We start from the raw sequence: 15,227 nt of genomic DNA, 5'->3' as shown, positions 1-15,227 counted from the left end.
CCGGTGGGTGCGAACGACGACAGAGCCAGGAAACGCCTCTCCCGTACCCCTCCGCGGTGGGCGGTCATCGCCGTGCTCGCGTTCGCGGGCCTGTGCTCGTCGTTCATGTTCACCCTCGTCGTGCCGCTGCAGGCCGAGCTGCCGCAGCTGCTGAACTCCTCCCGCGAGGACACCACCTGGGTGGTCACGATCACCCTGCTCGTGGCCGCCGTCGCGACCCCCATCTCCGGCCGTCTCGGCGACATGTACGGCAAGCGCCGCGTCGTCATCGTGCTCCTCGCGATCCTCATCGTGGGCTCGGTCATCGCCGCGCTCTCCGGATCGATCGTCGGCGTGATCATCGGCCGCGCCCTCCAGGGGGCCGTGACCGGCGTCGTCCCCCTCGGCATCGCCATCATGCGCGACGTGCTGCCGCCTGAGCGCCTCGGCACCGCGGTGGCCCTGATGAGCGCGACCATGGGCGTCGGCGGGGCGATCGGCATGCCCGTCGCCGCACTGCTCGCCGAGAACGCCGACTGGCACATGCTGTTCTGGCTCGCCGCCGCCCTCGGAGTCCTCGGGCTGCTCCTCGTGCTCGCCGTGGTGCCGGAGGACGTGCTCCGCTCCCCCGGCCGCCTCGACGTGCTCGGGGCCATCGGACTCGCGATCGGCCTCACGGGCCTGCTGCTGTTCGTGTCGCGCGGCGCCGAGTGGGGCTGGACGGCACCGCTCACCCTCGTCTGCGTGATCGGCGGCGTCGCGGTCCTGCTGCTGTGGGGCTGGTATCAGCTCCGCGCGAAGGATCCGCTGCTCGACCTGCGGGTCGCCGCTCGGCCCGCCGTCCTCTTCACGAACATCGCCGCGATCGGCATGGGCTTCGCCCTGTTCGCCTCCAACGTCACCTTCCCGCAGATGCTGGAGATGCCGGCGGTGGGCGGCGCCGGGTTCGGGCTCGACATGGTGGCCGCCTCGCTCGTCATCATGCCGGCGGGTCTGGTCATGATGGTGATCTCGCCGCTGTCCGGATGGCTGGAGCGCACCGTGGGGCCGCGTCCGCTCTTCACCGTCGGCGCCATCGCGATCGTGCTCGCCTACGTCTTCGTGCTGCTGTGGTCGACCGAGGTGTGGCACATCTTCGTCGCCAACATCTTCATCGGCGTCGGCATCGGGTTCACCTTCGCCGCGATGCCCATGATCATCATGCGCTCCGTGCCCGCGAACGAGACCGGGGCGTCGAACGGGCTCAACGCGCTGTTCCGCTCCGTGGGCACCTCGACGGCCTCGGCCGTGATGGGCGGGGTGCTCGCGGCGATGAGCGTCGACGTCGGAGGCGTGGCCGTGCCGACGCGGACGGCGTTCGAGGTGTGCTTCTGGCTCGCGATCGCCGCCGGCATCGTGGCCGTGATCCTCTCGCTGTTCATTCCGCGGCGCCGTGCCACGGAGCAGCACCCCTCGCTCCCCGGCTGACTCGGCCCGTCGCAGATTCGCGTCGGGGTCGCAGGGATTGCCGCAGAACGTGCGACGTGCGGCGGATCTGCGACGCGGCGCCGGGTCTCAGCGGGAGATCGTTCGCGGATCCGGGTCGTCGGCACGCGGTGGCCGGAGGCGGGCGGGCAGCGGCCACGGCAGGGTGAACCGTGCGGTCGCGGGTCGGGTCATGTCTCCGAAGTCGTCGACCTTCACGACGATGCGCCCCGGAACCCCTTCTTCGTCTGGTGTCACTTCGAGGATGCGCACCCGGAGCGGGCGGTCCCCCTCGCCCTCGAGCATCCACGGATCGGCGAGCCACGCGATGCCGTGCTCCTCCAGCGCGGCCTCCGCGTCCAGCCACTCGCCGGGGGTGGAGACCCTGCGTCCGAGCACGTCGACGGCGACCCAGTCCGCGCCCTCCGGATGGATCCAGCCGAGCAGCTCCCCGTCGTCGCGGCGGTGCGGAGTCCAGGCGTGAGGCATCCCCCGATGCTAGCCGCCCCTGCCCTCGATCAGGCGCTCGCGCGAGACCAGGCTCATTGCTGTTCCAGAAGCCTGATTCTGCGCGGATGCCTGCGTTGACGCGCGGGGACAGGCGTGCGAAGTCAGTGCGTGTACTCCATGAGCTCGACCCCGAGCACGCGGAAGGCGTCGTGCGCACGGAGGCGGTGGCTGATCGAGAGGTCATCGAAGCACACGATCATCGAGTAGGCGACACCGGCCCGCGGCCCCGCGAGCACACCGGCCTCGGCGCGCACCCCCCGATCGCGGCCGGTCTTGTTCACGAACAGCAGGCCGTGGGCATCGTGCTCGTGCGCGAAGGGGTCGAGCCCCGTCGAGGCGGCCACGAGACTGAGGTCCTGGTTGAGGCTGAGCCACTCCGACACCTGGGCGCTGACCGCGGCATCCACCACCTGGGAGTTGACGAGCGCGGAGAACAAACCCGCGAGCTCGCGCGCCGACCCCACGGCGACCTGCGGGGCGTCGTCCGGACCGCGGCGGTCGCGGAACCGGTCGAGCAGGGCGGTGCGCCGCAGACCCAGTTCCTCGATGCGCTCCCGCACCCGGTCATGCCCCACCTTCTGCAGCAGGATGTTCACGGCGATCGGATCTCCGGCGGTGGCGGCCAGCACGGCGAGATCCTCCAGCGGCAGCGCCGGTGCCCGCAGATGCCGCCACAGGCCGGAGCTCTCCACGGCTTCGACGCTCGAGCGCTCGACGATCTCGAGAGGGTCGAGAGCGCCGGACTCGAACGCCGCCGCCACCTCGATGAGCAGGGGGACCACACCGAGCCCCGCGACGGGCATCGTGACGTGGTCGTCCCCCGCCAGCACGTGCACATGGGAGTCGAGGTCGACCACGTGCACCGACACCTGTGCCCCGGCGTTCGCCAGGCCTTCGAGAGCTTTCAGCGTCGAGGTGAACGACCGCCGACCGACGGCCACGCGGCGGGGCAGCCGGCGGGCTCCCGGCCGCTGCGAACGGCGACCGCTGGCCGACTCGGGCGCGCTCCCGGACGCTCCGGGAGCCGAGGCGTTCCGGAACGCGTCACCAGGGTCGGTCGCACCCACGCGTGGTCCTTCAGGAGGGGGAGGGATACTGCGCTTCCGGGAAGGGGCGCCCCGGCGGCAGGGCTATCGTAACCCCACCGCCGGGGCGCGTCTCACAGAGTGCGGAGGTTCGTCACCAGATGGTCACCCGGGAAGACTCCGGAAGCCACAGGGCGTCCTTCTCGGTGACCCCGAAGGCCTCGTAGAACGCGTCGATGTTGCGGACGATCTGGTTGCACCGGAACTCGTTGGGCGAGTGCGGGTCGATGGTCAGCAGACGCAGCGTCTCGGCGTCCCGGCTCTTCTGCTGCCAGACCTGTGCCCACGACAGGAGCAGCCGCTGCACACCGGTGTAGCCGTCGATGACCGGGCCTTCGACGGGCTCAGGGACCGCGGGATCGGCGCGCAGGGACAGCTCATACGCCTTCAGCGCGATGCCGAGCCCGCCCAGATCGCCGATGTTCTCGCCGATGGTGAGGGCGCCGTTCACGTGATGCTCGGCGTCCAGCCCCTCCGGCACGAGGGCGTCGTACTGGGCGATGAGCTCTTTCGTGCGCTCCTCGAAGGCGGCGCGGTCGGCATCGGTCCACCAGTCCTGCAGGCGCCCCTCGCCGTCGTACCGGCTGCCCTGGTCGTCGAAGCCATGGCCGATCTCATGCCCGATGACCGCGCCGATCCCGCCGTAGTTCGCCGCCGCGTCGCGCCCCGCGTCGAAGAAGGGGTACTGGAGGATGGCCGCGGGGAACACGATCTCGTTCATCGAGGGGTTGTAGTAGGCGTTCACCATCTGCGGCGGCATGTGCCACTCGGTGCGGTCGATCGGCTTCCCGACCTTGTCGATGTTGCGGTCGTGCTCGAAGATCGCCGCGCGGCGCACGTTGCCGAGGAGGTCGGCCGGGTCGATCACGAGGGCCGAGTAGTCCCGCCACACCTCCGGGTGCCCGATCTTCGGCGTGAAGGCGTCCAGCTTCGCGAGCGCACGCTGCCGGGTCTCGGCGGTCATCCACTCCAGCGTCTCGATGCTCTGCCGGTACGCCTCGACGAGGTTCGCGACGAGCTCGTCCATGGCTGCCTTCGCCGTCGGCGGGTAGTGCCGCTCGACGTAGACCTTGCCGATCGCCTCGCCGAGCGCCCCCTCGGTGACCGACACGCCCCGCTTCCAGCGCTCGCGGATCGTGGGGACGCCGGTGAGCTGGGTGCCGTAGAACGAGAAGTTCTCCTGCACGAGGTCGTCGGTGAGGTAGGGCGCCGCCGCGTGCACGACCTTCGCACGCAGCCAGGCCTTCCAGTCGTCCAGACGCTCGGGAGTGAGCAGGCCGCCCAGCCCTTCGAAGAAGCTCGGCTGCGCGACGACGACCTCGTCGAACGCCCGCGGGTTCGTCGGCGTCACGGCCTCGCGCCACGGGGTGAGGTCGACGCCGGCGAGGGCCTGGAGCTCGTCCCACGTCTTGAGGTTGTAGGTCGCCACCGCGTCACGGCTGCGCACGTTGTCCCAGTGGTGCCCGGCGAGCTCGGTCTCCAGGGCGATGGAGCGCTCGGCCTGCGCGGCGGCATCGGCGACACCGGCGAGAGCGAGCAGGCGCTCGAGGTGCTCCCGGTACGCCGCGCGGGTCTCTGCGAAGGTGTCGAGACGGAAGTAGCTCTCGTCCGGCAGCGAGAGTCCGGCCTGCACGAGCACCGGGAGGTAGCGCTCCGGGTTCCCGGGGTCGCCGTCGACGTAGAGGCCGATCACCGCCGCCCGGCCCTCCCGGTCGTAGGTCCCCACGGTGCGCAGGAAGGCCGGGATGCCGTCGATCGCGTCGATCTCGGCGAACGTCTCGGCCAGCGGGGTCACACCGGCGGCGGCGATGCGATCGGTGTCCATGAAGCTCGCGAAGAGGTCGCCGATCTTGCGGGCGAGAGTCCCCTCCTCCGCCTCCTGCGACTCCTCGACGATCGCGCGCACATCTGCCTCGGCCTGCTCGGCCAGCAGGTGGAAGGAGCCCCAGCGCGCCTTGTCTCCGGGGATCTCGGTGCGAGCGATCCAGGCGCCGTTCACGTGACGATAGAGATCGTCCTGCGGGCGGATGTCGGGGCTGAGGTCATCGAGCGCGAGGCCCGCGGGAAGCACATCGGTCATGCGCTCCAGCCTATGGCCGGGGTCCCCCACGGTGTCCAGACGGCGTCACGGATGCCCAGGGGCCCCCACGGGGAGCGAGACGTTCATGCGGAACCCGGCGGCGGTACGCTCGGCGAAGACGTCACCGCCGTGCGCACGCGCGAGGCCTCTGGCGATGGACAGCCCGAGCCCGGCACCCGACGCGACCCCGTCCTCGTCGCCGGCCGTCGCTCGCGCCGTGTCCTCGCGCCAGCCGACGTCGAACATCCGATCCAGGTCCTCCACCGCCACACCGGCCCCTTGATCCAGCACCCCCAGGACGAGTCGGTCCCGGTCGACCATCGTCGCGGACAGCACGATCTCCGTGCCCGGAGGGGCGTGCCGGACGGCGTTCGTGAGCAGGTTCACCACGATCCTGCCGAGCTGATGCGGATCGGCCCAGAGCACCGGACCGGCGATCCCGCGCTCGACGATGCGGAGGTCGCGCTTCGCCGCGGCGGCCGCGACGTCGGCCACCGCATCGGAGACGACATCCCACAGGACCACCTGCTCGGTCTGCAGTTGCACCGCGCCGGACGTGAGGCGGGACAGCTCGAAGAGGTCGTCGACCATCCGGCTCATCGTCTCCACCTGTCCCCGCACCTGACCGGCGAAACGCTCCGGAGCGACCGCAGCGCCGTCCTCCACCGCCTCGGCGAGCACACGGACCGCGGTGAGCGGGGTGCGCAGGTCGTGCGAGATCCAGGCGAAGAAGCGCCGACGGGCGGAGTCCAGCCGCACCAGCTCGGCCCTCGCCGCATCCACCTCGGCCGAGACCACCGCGAGCTGTGTCGAGAGGCCGGCGAGCTCCCGAGTGGCCGCCGCGTCCACCACCGCGTCGTCCGTCCGACCGATCCTGCCCAGCGATACCGAGAACCCCTCGACCCAGGCGCGCACCGTCCGCGCCATGCACCACGCCATGCCCAGACCGAGCACGAGCGAGACCGCGATCACGGTGAGGAGGATCGTCAGGTCGTGGGCGGAGAGGTACATCTCGAGTGCGATCGCCACCACGGCCCCCGCCATCGCGACCGTGCCCGCACTCGCCACGACCATCAGCTGTGCGCGGAGTCCGCGACGCCGAAGGGCTCGCAGGAGAAGTACGGCGGTGAGGGCGACGACGATCGCCACCAGCAGGCTCGTGACGACGATCTGCAGGACGACCGCACCGGAGGGCATCGTCATCAGCCGTCCCCTCTCGCCACGAAACGGTAGCCGACGCCCCATTCGGTGAGCAGATGGCGCGGGTCCTGCGGATCCTCCTCGACCTTCTCCCGCAGGCGCCTGACGTGGACCGTCACCGTCGACAGATCGCCGACGGTCCATCCCCAGACCTCGCGGAGGATCTCGTCGCGTCCCAGCGCACGGTCGTCGTTGCGCACGAGGAAGACCAGCAGTTCGTACTCCCTGCTCGTCAGGGCGATCTCGTCTCCGCGCACCCACGCGCGCCGCCGGAGCAGATCGATCGCGAAGGCGCCGGCCCTGAGCTCCCCGGACGCGGCCTGCGCGGCGTGCGCGGCGTGCGAGCGGCGGACGAGGGCCGCGATCCGCAGGGACAGCTCCCGCATCGAGAACGGCTTGGCCAGGTAGTCGTCGACACCGAACGCGAAGCCGTCGATACGGTCCTCCACCTCCCCGAGGGCGGTGAGCATCATGATCGGGACATCGGACGCGGCGCGCAGCTCACGACAGAGCTCATCGCCGCTGATGCCCGGCAGCATGCGGTCGACGATCACGACATCGGGCACGGTCTCCCGCAGCGCCGTTCGTGCCGAGACGCCGTCGCCGAAGCTCGAGACCGCATAGCCGTGCGTGCGCAGATACTCCCCCACGGCCTCGCGCACCGTGGGGTCGTCCTCCACGACCGCGACTGTGACGACGCCTTCCATGCGGTCGAGGGTAGCCGCCGCAGCCACGGCGGTCGGCGGATCCTTACAGTTCCGAAATGTCTTCCCCGTCCTGCTCCGGTGCTTCCTAGCGTGCTGTGCAGCACGCCCGTCCGGCACTCGCCGGGCGGGCTCTTCCCGCACCGGACAGGAGATCCTCATGCGCAAGACCCTTCTCGCCACGACCGCCGCCCTCGGGCTCGCCCTCGCCCTCGCCGCCTGCAGTCCCCAGGACTCCGGCGCTTCCTCCGCGCCGTCGTCCTCCTCCTCCCAGAGCACCACCAAGAGCTCGGCGAGCACGGACACCGCCGCCAGGTCCGGGGAGTTCGCCGGCCTGAACGGCAAGAAGGTGGCCGGCACCGTCTCGGTCTCCGACGGCGAAGTGATGCTGACGGAGTTCTCCTCGGACGAGGGACCCGATCTGCACGTGTACCTCGCGGACGGCACCGATGAAGCCGCGATCGCCGCCGGCATGCTCGTCGACGCGGTCTCGTACGACACCGCCACGCAGACCTTCGCTCTGGACGGGGTGAAGGCCGGGGAGTACTCGCACGTCGTCATCTACTGCGACAAGGCGAAGGCCGTCTTCGGGGCAGCCGAGCTGTCATGACCGCGCCACGATCCGCTCGCCTCGTGATCGGCTCGCTGCTGGGGGCGGCCGCCCGGGTCGCGGTCGGGGTCCTGTGGCTCATCGAGGGTGTCCTCAAGTACCGGGCGGGCTTCGGGGCCGCTGACATCGAGCTCGTGGCGCAGAGCGCGCAGGGGAACACGAGGGTGCCGGCGTTCTTCGATCCGCTCGGCGCGGCGATGGCCTCGGCGTCTCCGTTCTTCGGGGCGGTGATCCCGGCGCTGGAGGTCGGCCTCGGCATCCTCCTCGTCGCGGGTGCGCTTACCCGAACGGTCGCCTTCGTCTCGGCCGGGACCCTGGCGCTCTACTGGAGCGCGGATCAGTTGATCGCGCAGTACCCGGTGATGCTGGTGCTGTCCGCGGCCGTGCTGCTGATCGTCACCGCCGGACGATTCGGGGTGGACGGCTGGGTGCAGGCGCGGCGGGCGCGTCCGGTGGACGGACCGGAGGCCTGAGTCATCCCCGGCGTCGACGACCGAAACGTCGGCGCCGGGATGGCGTCTCGGGCGTGGCGGGCCGCGTCGCCCGGCGCTGCGCCCACGCGACGACCTCGGCGTCGACATCGCGCAGCGGCGTCACGACGGGAGGCCCACCCTGCAGCTGGCGTCGGGCCTCGCGCACACGCCGATTGAAGTCCTCGAGCACCTCGCGCACGTCGGACTCCCTGCCGAGGAGGTCGAGCTGGCTGTCGAGCTCCCGGTCCTCCGTGCGCAGCAGGATCGCGGGAGGGCCCAGCCCGGTCAGGCCCTCGGTCTCGATCTTGCGGCGGATCCACCAGTCCGGATCGTGGTGGTCACCGAGCCCCTCGAGCGGCTTCCCGGCGCCCGGCAGGTCGTCGAAGTCGCCGCGACGGATGGCGACCTGGATGGCGGACTCGACGAAGGCGGCTCGATCGACCGCCGCCGCGGACGGGGCACCGGTCTCACCGTCGTCCTCAGCACCACCACCCTGCTGCCGTCGGGCCCGATAACGCGCGGCCGCCTCCCGGGGATCCGTCATGATGCGCCTCCGTCCGCTCGGAGCTCCTCCTTCACCCTACGTCCGGTCGAGGCCGGAGGTCTCGGGGGTCGACGACAGGTCATAGGCTCGGAGGATGGCCGCCCGCACCTCCCTGAACCGCGAGATCCTGCGCCTGGCCGTCCCCGCGCTCGGCGCCCTCATCGCGGAGCCGGCCTTCCTCATCGTCGACGCCGCCCTCGTCGGCCACCTCGGCACCGTCCCCCTCGCCGGACTCGGCATCGCCGGAGCCGTGCTGCAGACGATCGTCGGCCTCATGGTGTTCCTCGCGTACTCCACCACCCCCGCGGTCGCGCGTCGGTTCGGGGCCGGGCGTCCGGGAGAGGCGGTCTCGGTCGGGATCAACGGCATGTGGCTCGCGCTCGGCCTGGGTGCCGTGCTCGCCGTCGTCGGCGCTGTCTCCTCCCCCTGGCTCGTCTCCCTGTTCGGGGCGAGCCCCGAGGTCGCGGCCCAGGCGAACGAGTACCTCGTGATCTCGATGTGGGGTCTCCCCGCGATGCTCATCGTGTTCGCGGCCACCGGTCTCCTGCGTGGGATGCAGGACACCATGACGCCGCTGTGGATCGCGGGACTCGGCTTCGCGGCGAACGCCCTGCTGAACTGGCTCTTCATCTACGGACTCGGCTGGGGCATCGCCGGCTCCGCGGCGGGCACCGTGACGGCGCAGTGGGGCATGGTCGCGGCGTACGCGCTCGTGGTCCGGCGTCTCGCGACCCGGCACAGCGCCTCGTTGCGTGCCCAGCGCGACGGTCTGCGCCACACCGCGACGTCGGGCGGCTGGCTGTTCCTCCGCACCGTGAGCCTGCGCGTCGCCCTGCTCGCGACCGTCGCCGTGGCGACGGGGATCGGCACCGAGGAGCTCGCCGGCTGGCAGATCGTGTTCACCATCTTCTCGGCGGCGGCGTTCGCGCTCGACGCGCTCGCGATCGCCGCGCAGGCGCTGATCGGCAAGGAGCTGGGCGCCGGGGACGAGGAGCAGGTGCGCCGCGTGCTGGCGCGGACGGTCGCATGGGGGGCCTGGTTCGGGGTCGTGGTCGGCGCCGTCATCGCCGCCCTCTCCGGGGTGCTCGGCATCGTCTTCACCGGCGACCGGGCCGTGGCGGAGGTGGTGCAGCCGGCCCTGCTCGTGCTCGCGGTGGCGCAGCCGATCGCGGGCGTGGTGTTCGTGCTCGACGGCGTGCTCATGGGGGCCGACGACGCCCGGTACCTGGCGATCGCGGGCGGTCTGAACCTCGTGCCGTTCCTGCCCGCTTTGGGCATCATCGCCGCGACGGGGATCGACGGCACCGCCGGCCTCGTGTGGCTGGCCGTCGCGTTCTTCGGGGTGTACCTGCTCGCACGGCTGGCGACGCTGGGGTGGCGAGTGCGCTCCGGGCGATGGCTCGCCGCGTCCGCATAAGTCCTCCACAACCGACGGAGAGGACGACTTATCCCCCGCCGCCGGGCAGAGCGGAATACAGCACCCCGCACCCCTCGCGCTTCCGACGAACATGGAGCGACACTGAAGGGATGCTGGGGATGAACGACGCACAGGTATGGACGACGATCGGAGTCCTTGCCACGGGCATGTACGCCACGATCACTCTCATGGCGACCATGTTCGTGAGGATCATCAAGACGGAGATCGGCACGGTTCGCACCGAGATCGGCGGGATCAAGGGCGAGATCGTCGGGATCAAGGGTGAGATCGGCGGGATCAAGGGCGAGATCGTCGGCGTGAAATCCGAGATCGGGGATCTCCGGAAGGAGGTGCACGGCCTGAGCCGGCGCATGGACGGCCTCGACCGCGACGTCAGCGCGATCTCGCGACACCTGTTCGGTATCGATCCGGCCTGACGGAGCCGACCGGCCGCGCTGGTCACTCCGCGTGGCGACGGCACCACTCGTACATGATGACAGCGGCGGCGGCACTCGCGTTGATCGAGCGGGTCGAGCCGTACTGCGTGATCTCGATGTGACCCGAGGCGGCCGCCAATGCCTCCGGGGACAACCCGGGCCCCTCCTGACCGAAGAGGAGGACACAGGAGCGCGGCAGGTCGGCACGATCGACCGGCACGGCCCCGTCGACGTTGTCGATCGCGATGACGGGCAGCCCTTCCGCCGCGGCCCAGGCGGCGAACGCGGCGATGTCCTCGTGGTGCACGACATGCTGATAGCGGTCGGTCACCATGGCGCCCCGCTTGTTCCAGCGACGGCGACCGATGATGTGCACCGTGTCGGCGAGGAACGCGTTGGCGCTGCGCACGATGGAACCGATGTTCATGTCGTGCTGCCAGTTCTCGATCGCGACGTGGAACGGATGACGCCGCGTGTCGAGGTCGGCGACGATCGCCTCCATGCGCCAGTAGCGGTAGCGGTCGATCACGTTTCGCGTGTCGCCCTCCGCGAGGAGTTCCGGATCGTACTGGTCTCCCCGCGGCCAGGCCGACGGTCCTCCCGACCAGGGTCCGACGCCGTATCCGGGCTGCGCCGGAGACCCACCGGGGGCGGTCGGGTCCGAGCTCTCGGGGCGCTGCGCATCCATCCCGCCAGGCTATCGCCGTGTCGGCCGTCTCCCCGTCGGCGAAGAGGTCGCCAGAATCATCTCGCAGATATTTAGGCATACCGAAAAATAGGCTACGGTTTCGGTGTGCCTAAAAGTTCCGACGCCTCGCTGACCCCCGCTCGCACCGCTTCGCCGCGCCTGCTGTGGCTGCTGGGACCGGCGCTCGTGGCGGGTGTCGCCTACCTCGACCCCGGCAACGTCGCCAGCAACATGACCGCGGGGGCGCAGTACGGCTACCTGCTCGTGTGGGTGGTCGTCGCCGGCAATGTGATGGCCTGGCTGATCCAGTACCTGTCCGCGAAGCTCGGCGTCGTCACCGGCCAGAGCCTTCCGGAGGTGCTGGGCCAGCGGCTGCGCCGCCCCTGGGCCCGCCGTGCCTACTGGCTGCAGGCCGAGCTGGTCGCGATGGCGACGGACCTCGCCGAGGTCATCGGCGGCGCCGTCGCCCTGAACCTGCTGTTCGGCGTCCCCCTGCTATGGGGCGGCCTCATCACCGGCGCGGTGTCGATGGTCCTGCTCGCCGTGCAGAGCCGTCGCGGCGCCCGGCCCTTCGAGTTCGTGATCATCGGCCTCATGTTCGTGATCACGATCGGCTTCATGGCCGGTCTCTTCCTCGCGCCGCCGGATCCGGCCGGCGTGGCGAGCGGCCTCGTGCCGCGCTTCGAGGACACGGGGTCCGTGCTCCTCGCCGCCTCGATCCTCGGCGCGACGATCATGCCGCACGCGATCTACGCGCACTCCTCCCTGGCCCGCGACCGGTTCGGTGCGACGAGCGCCGAGACGACCGAGGAGGTCGCCCGGGTCGAGACCTCGCGGATCCGCCGCCTCCTCACGGCGACGCGCTGGGATGTGACGATCGCCATGGTCATCGCGGGCTCCGTGAACCTCGGCATCCTCCTGCTCGCGGCGGCGAACCTCGCGGGGGTCGCGGGGACCGACTCGCTGGAGGGTGCGCACGCCGCCCTCGCCGCAGGCCTCGGCCCGGTCGTGGCGACCTTCTTCGCCGTGGGGCTGCTCGCCTCGGGTCTCGCCTCGACCTCCGTCGGCGCATACGCGGGCGCCGAGATCATGCACGGCCTGCTGCACGTGCGCATCCCCCTGCTGGCGCGCCGCCTGGTGACGCTCATCCCCGCGCTGGTGATCCTCGGCATCGGGGTGGATCCGACGCTCGCCCTCGTCCTCAGCCAGGTCGTGCTGTCGTTCGGCATCCCGTTCGCGCTCATCCCTCTCGTCACCCTCACCGCGCAGCGCCGGACACTGGGCGCGTGGGTCAACCGGGTGTGGACGACGGTCGCCGGCGTCGTGGCCTCGGTGCTCCTCATCGCCCTGAACGGCGCCCTGCTCTGGCTGGTGCTGACGGGGGCATGACGGCGGATAGGCTCGACACCATGTCTGCCGCCTCCGCCCGTCGCACCGTCCGCCTCCTCACCTGGAGCGGCTTCGCGACCGGCGTCATCGGCGGTCTGCTCATCGCGTTCCCGAAGGTCATCGGCCCCGCCAGCCCCTGGGTCCAGCTCGCCCTCGGGGTCGCGACCCTGGTCTTCGCCTTCCGTGCCCGCAAGGTGGGCATCGCCGAGGTGGAGGGCTTCGACGGGCGCCTGTCGCTCGCCGCCGCCCTCCTGGGGTTCCTCGTCCTGTTCTTCGCGGGGCAGGCGGCCGTGATCCTGCTCGGCTCCGCGAGCGCCTGACCCAGGCCGCGAGGCAGCCCGACCCGAACGCGTAAGGTTGACGGGTGGCATCCCCGGCAGCTGACGACTACCTGAAGACCGTCTACGCACACACCGAGTGGCAGGATGCGCCGATCACCCCCTCGGTCCTGGCCGCCAAGCTCGGCATCGCGCCGTCGTCGGTCACGGAGATGGTGAAGAAGCTCGCCGCGGCGGGGCTCGTGTCGCACGTGCCGTACGGAGCGGTCCGGCTGACGGAGGCCGGGACCACCCGCGCCCTCGCGATGGTCCGCCGCCACCGCCTCATCGAGACCTGGCTCGTGCAGGAGTTCGGGTACGGGTGGGACGAGGTGCACGACGAGGCCGAGGTGCTGGAGCACACCATCAGCGACCGGCTGCTCGAGGGCATCGACGAGCGCCTGGGGCGGCCGCGCTTCGACCCGCACGGAGACGCCATCCCGGACGCGGAGGGCCGCATCGAACGGGTGCCCTTCGTCCTGCTCGCCGATGCCCCGGAAGGACACACCGGCCGCGTGCTCCGCGTCGACGACCGCGACCCGGAGCTCCTGCGGACCCTGGAGGCCCAGGGCCTCACCGTCGGCACGACCGTGACGGTGACGCCGTTCGGCATCGCCCTCGACGGCACCGAGCCGCCGTTGCCCGCCGCCGCCCGCGACGTGGTGTGGTTGTCGGCCTGACCTCCGCTTCGAATCGCGCGCTTTGCGGCAAATCGGCCGGGGATGGGGCCAATCAGGCGATTCGAAAGGAAAGGTGGGGCCTCTAGGCTGAGCACATGGCACACCGTGACGACATCGAATGCTGGCTCACCGACATGGACGGCGTGCTCGTCCATGAGAACGACGCCATCCCCGGGGCCTCCGAACTCCTCGCCGGATGGGAGCGCAACGAGATCCCCTACCTCGTGCTCACGAACAACTCGATCTTCACCGCCCGCGACCTCTCCGCCCGCCTGCGCGCGAGCGGCCTGATCGTGCCGGAGGAGCGCATCTGGACCTCGGCGCTCGCGACCGCCGACTTCCTCGCGCAGCAGCTCCCCGGCGGCTCCGCGTTCGTCATCGGCGAGGCCGGCATCCTCACCGCGCTGCACGAGGCCGGCTTCATCATGACCGAGACGAACCCCGACTTCGTCGTCGTCGGCGAGACCCGCAACTACTCCTTCGAGGCCATCACGAAGGCCATCCGCCACATCATCAACGGCTCGCGCTTCATCGTGACCAACCCGGACGCCACCGGCCCGAGCGCCGACGGGGTGCTGCCGGCCACGGGAGCGATCGCCGCCCTCATCACCAAGGCCACCGGCAAGGAGCCCTACGTCGTCGGCAAGCCCAACCCGATGATGTTCCGCTCGGCCCTCAACAAGATCGGCGCGCACTCGAAGAAGACCGGCATGATCGGCGACCGGATGGACACGGACATCGTCGCCGGCATCGAGGCGGGTCTGCACACGGTGCTCGTGCTCACGGGCATCAGCGATCAGCGGATCATCGAGCAGTACCCCTTCCGGCCGGATGAGATCGTCGACTCGGTCGCCGACCTGCTGCCGACCATCACCGACTCGATCCCCACCCTCGACGAGGACTGACGTGGGCGCCCTCGGCGACGGCGAGCGGGTCACGGCGGCGGACGCCGCGGCCTGGCGCGCCTGGCTCGAGGCGAACCACGAACGCACGGCCGGGGTGTGGCTGCTGAGCGTCCGCGGGCGATCCGCCACCGGCGTCGGCTACGAGGACGCGGTCCGGCAGGCCCTCTGCTTCGGGTGGATCGACGGCCCGGTGCGCACGTTCGACGACGAGACCGGCGGCCAGTGGTTCTCCCCTCGACGGCCGGGGAGCGGCTGGGCGGCGACGAACAAGGCGCGCATCGCGGAGCTGGAGGCCGCGGGGCTGCTCGCCCCTGCCGGAATCCGCGCGCTGGAGACGGCGAAGGCGAACGGCTCGTGGACCGTGCTCGACGGCCCGGAGTCCGGCATCGAGCCCCCGGAGCTCACCGCCGCCCTCGACGCGGTGCCGGCGGCGAGGGCCACCTGGGATGCGTTCCCGAAGTCGGTGAAGAAGTTCGGCCTCACGCACATCGCGATGGCCAAGCGCGCGGAGACCAAGGCCGCCCGCATCGCGAAGATCGTGGCGGATGCCGCGGAGGGGAAGCGCCCATGAACCAGAGCGACCTGCTGTTCCTCGTCCTGATCCTCATCACGCTCACGTCGCTGGTCGTGTTCGTGGTGCAGTTCGTGCGCTCCCGCCGCCGCGGCGGCGAGGACGACGGCCGCGCCGGCTGGTGGGAAGGCCCCTGGGACGACGACGACCGCCGGCGCTGAGCCGACGGCCGCA

18 protein-coding genes are annotated in these 15,227 nt (G+C 70.9%); 11 read left to right on the top strand and 7 right to left on the bottom strand.

Going from position 1 to position 15,227, the window contains the following annotated elements; all coding sequences use genetic code 11:
* Positions 1 to 3: 3 nt before the first annotated feature.
* A complete protein-coding gene (locus AB1285_RS00240) occupies positions 4 to 1,446 on the top strand; it encodes an MFS transporter (RefSeq protein ID WP_366237026.1) in 1,443 nt (480 codons plus the stop codon).
* Between the two features lie 87 nt (positions 1,447 to 1,533).
* Here AB1285_RS00240 and AB1285_RS00235 read toward each other — a convergent pair whose 3' ends face one another.
* The 5 genes from AB1285_RS00235 to AB1285_RS00215 all read right to left on the bottom strand — a co-directional run bounded on the left by AB1285_RS00235 (position 1,534) and on the right by AB1285_RS00215 (position 7,052).
* Complete coding sequence (locus tag AB1285_RS00235) at positions 1,534 to 1,932, bottom strand: hypothetical protein (RefSeq protein ID WP_187662576.1); 399 nt, start codon at positions 1,930 to 1,932, stop codon at positions 1,534 to 1,536.
* Between the two features lie 122 nt (positions 1,933 to 2,054).
* Positions 2,055 to 3,020, bottom strand: coding sequence for a serine hydrolase (locus tag AB1285_RS00230; RefSeq protein WP_187662577.1), 966 nt, complete (start codon positions 3,018 to 3,020; stop codon positions 2,055 to 2,057).
* Between the two features lie 112 nt (positions 3,021 to 3,132).
* Positions 3,133 to 5,118 (bottom strand): M13 family metallopeptidase, encoded by a 1,986-nt coding sequence (locus AB1285_RS00225; protein WP_370428995.1) that lies wholly within the window; start codon positions 5,116 to 5,118, stop codon positions 3,133 to 3,135.
* 45 nt (positions 5,119 to 5,163) lie between these two features.
* Positions 5,164 to 6,321, bottom strand: coding sequence for a sensor histidine kinase (locus AB1285_RS00220; protein ID WP_370428994.1), 1,158 nt, complete (start codon positions 6,319 to 6,321; stop codon positions 5,164 to 5,166).
* The gene (locus AB1285_RS00215) at positions 6,321 to 7,052 is read right to left on the bottom strand and encodes a response regulator transcription factor (protein ID WP_429977408.1); all 732 of its coding nucleotides are present in this window, start codon (positions 7,050 to 7,052) and stop codon (positions 6,321 to 6,323) included. Before AB1285_RS00215 ends, AB1285_RS00220 begins: the two co-directional genes overlap by 1 nt.
* A gap of 130 nt (positions 7,053 to 7,182) precedes the next feature.
* Here AB1285_RS00215 and AB1285_RS00210 point away from each other — a divergent pair, with 130 nt between their 5' ends.
* Positions 7,183 to 7,632, top strand: a complete 450-nt coding sequence (locus AB1285_RS00210) for a DM13 domain-containing protein (RefSeq protein ID WP_370428992.1) — start codon at positions 7,183 to 7,185, stop codon at positions 7,630 to 7,632.
* A complete protein-coding gene (locus AB1285_RS00205) occupies positions 7,629 to 8,105 on the top strand; it encodes a DoxX family protein (RefSeq protein WP_370428991.1) in 477 nt (158 codons plus the stop codon). Before AB1285_RS00210 ends, AB1285_RS00205 begins: the two co-directional genes overlap by 4 nt.
* A gap of 1 nt (position 8,106) precedes the next feature.
* On the opposite strand, the gene AB1285_RS00200 is transcribed toward AB1285_RS00205, so the two are convergent.
* Positions 8,107 to 8,649 carry a DUF1992 domain-containing protein gene (locus AB1285_RS00200; protein ID WP_370428990.1) on the bottom strand — a complete coding sequence of 181 codons (543 nt, stop codon included), beginning with the start codon at positions 8,647 to 8,649 and terminating at the stop codon, positions 8,107 to 8,109.
* A 94-nt stretch (positions 8,650 to 8,743) separates the two neighbouring features.
* Here AB1285_RS00200 and AB1285_RS00195 point away from each other — a divergent pair, with 94 nt between their 5' ends.
* Together AB1285_RS00195 and AB1285_RS00190 are read left to right on the top strand one after the other, a co-directional pair.
* Complete coding sequence (locus AB1285_RS00195) at positions 8,744 to 10,066, top strand: MATE family efflux transporter (RefSeq protein ID WP_259953875.1); 1,323 nt, start codon at positions 8,744 to 8,746, stop codon at positions 10,064 to 10,066.
* A 119-nt stretch (positions 10,067 to 10,185) separates the two neighbouring features.
* Positions 10,186 to 10,503 carry a hypothetical protein gene (locus AB1285_RS00190; RefSeq protein ID WP_187662584.1) on the top strand — a complete coding sequence of 106 codons (318 nt, stop codon included), beginning with the start codon at positions 10,186 to 10,188 and terminating at the stop codon, positions 10,501 to 10,503.
* A 22-nt stretch (positions 10,504 to 10,525) separates the two neighbouring features.
* On the opposite strand, the gene AB1285_RS00185 is transcribed toward AB1285_RS00190, so the two are convergent.
* Complete coding sequence (locus tag AB1285_RS00185) at positions 10,526 to 11,191, bottom strand: TrmH family RNA methyltransferase (protein ID WP_187662585.1); 666 nt, start codon at positions 11,189 to 11,191, stop codon at positions 10,526 to 10,528.
* A gap of 105 nt (positions 11,192 to 11,296) precedes the next feature.
* Between AB1285_RS00185 and AB1285_RS00180 the strand changes: the two genes are divergently transcribed.
* The 6 genes from AB1285_RS00180 to AB1285_RS00155 all read left to right on the top strand — a co-directional run bounded on the left by AB1285_RS00180 (position 11,297) and on the right by AB1285_RS00155 (position 15,214).
* Positions 11,297 to 12,580 (top strand): Nramp family divalent metal transporter, encoded by a 1,284-nt coding sequence (locus tag AB1285_RS00180; RefSeq protein WP_232089115.1) that lies wholly within the window; start codon positions 11,297 to 11,299, stop codon positions 12,578 to 12,580.
* Between the two features lie 20 nt (positions 12,581 to 12,600).
* Positions 12,601 to 12,900 (top strand): hypothetical protein, encoded by a 300-nt coding sequence (locus AB1285_RS00175; protein ID WP_136052938.1) that lies wholly within the window; start codon positions 12,601 to 12,603, stop codon positions 12,898 to 12,900.
* A gap of 44 nt (positions 12,901 to 12,944) precedes the next feature.
* Complete coding sequence (locus AB1285_RS00170) at positions 12,945 to 13,577, top strand: metal-dependent transcriptional regulator (RefSeq protein WP_259953869.1); 633 nt, start codon at positions 12,945 to 12,947, stop codon at positions 13,575 to 13,577.
* A 95-nt stretch (positions 13,578 to 13,672) separates the two neighbouring features.
* Positions 13,673 to 14,482: an HAD-IIA family hydrolase gene (locus AB1285_RS00165; RefSeq protein WP_025104898.1), complete on the top strand. Its 810-nt coding sequence runs from the start codon at positions 13,673 to 13,675 to the stop codon at positions 14,480 to 14,482.
* Between the two features lies 1 nt (position 14,483).
* On the top strand, positions 14,484 to 15,053 hold the full coding sequence (locus AB1285_RS00160; protein ID WP_370428989.1) for a YdeI/OmpD-associated family protein: 570 nt from the start codon (positions 14,484 to 14,486) through the stop codon (positions 15,051 to 15,053).
* Positions 15,050 to 15,214: a hypothetical protein gene (locus AB1285_RS00155; protein WP_259953864.1), complete on the top strand. Its 165-nt coding sequence runs from the start codon at positions 15,050 to 15,052 to the stop codon at positions 15,212 to 15,214. Before AB1285_RS00160 ends, AB1285_RS00155 begins: the two co-directional genes overlap by 4 nt.
* The last annotated feature ends 13 nt before the right edge of the window (positions 15,215 to 15,227 follow it).

The sequence above is a fragment of the Microbacterium sp. NRRL B-14842 genome (genome assembly GCF_050470785.1).
Note: the sequence above shows the minus strand (reverse complement) of the source record. Positions and strands in the feature narration are given on the sequence as shown.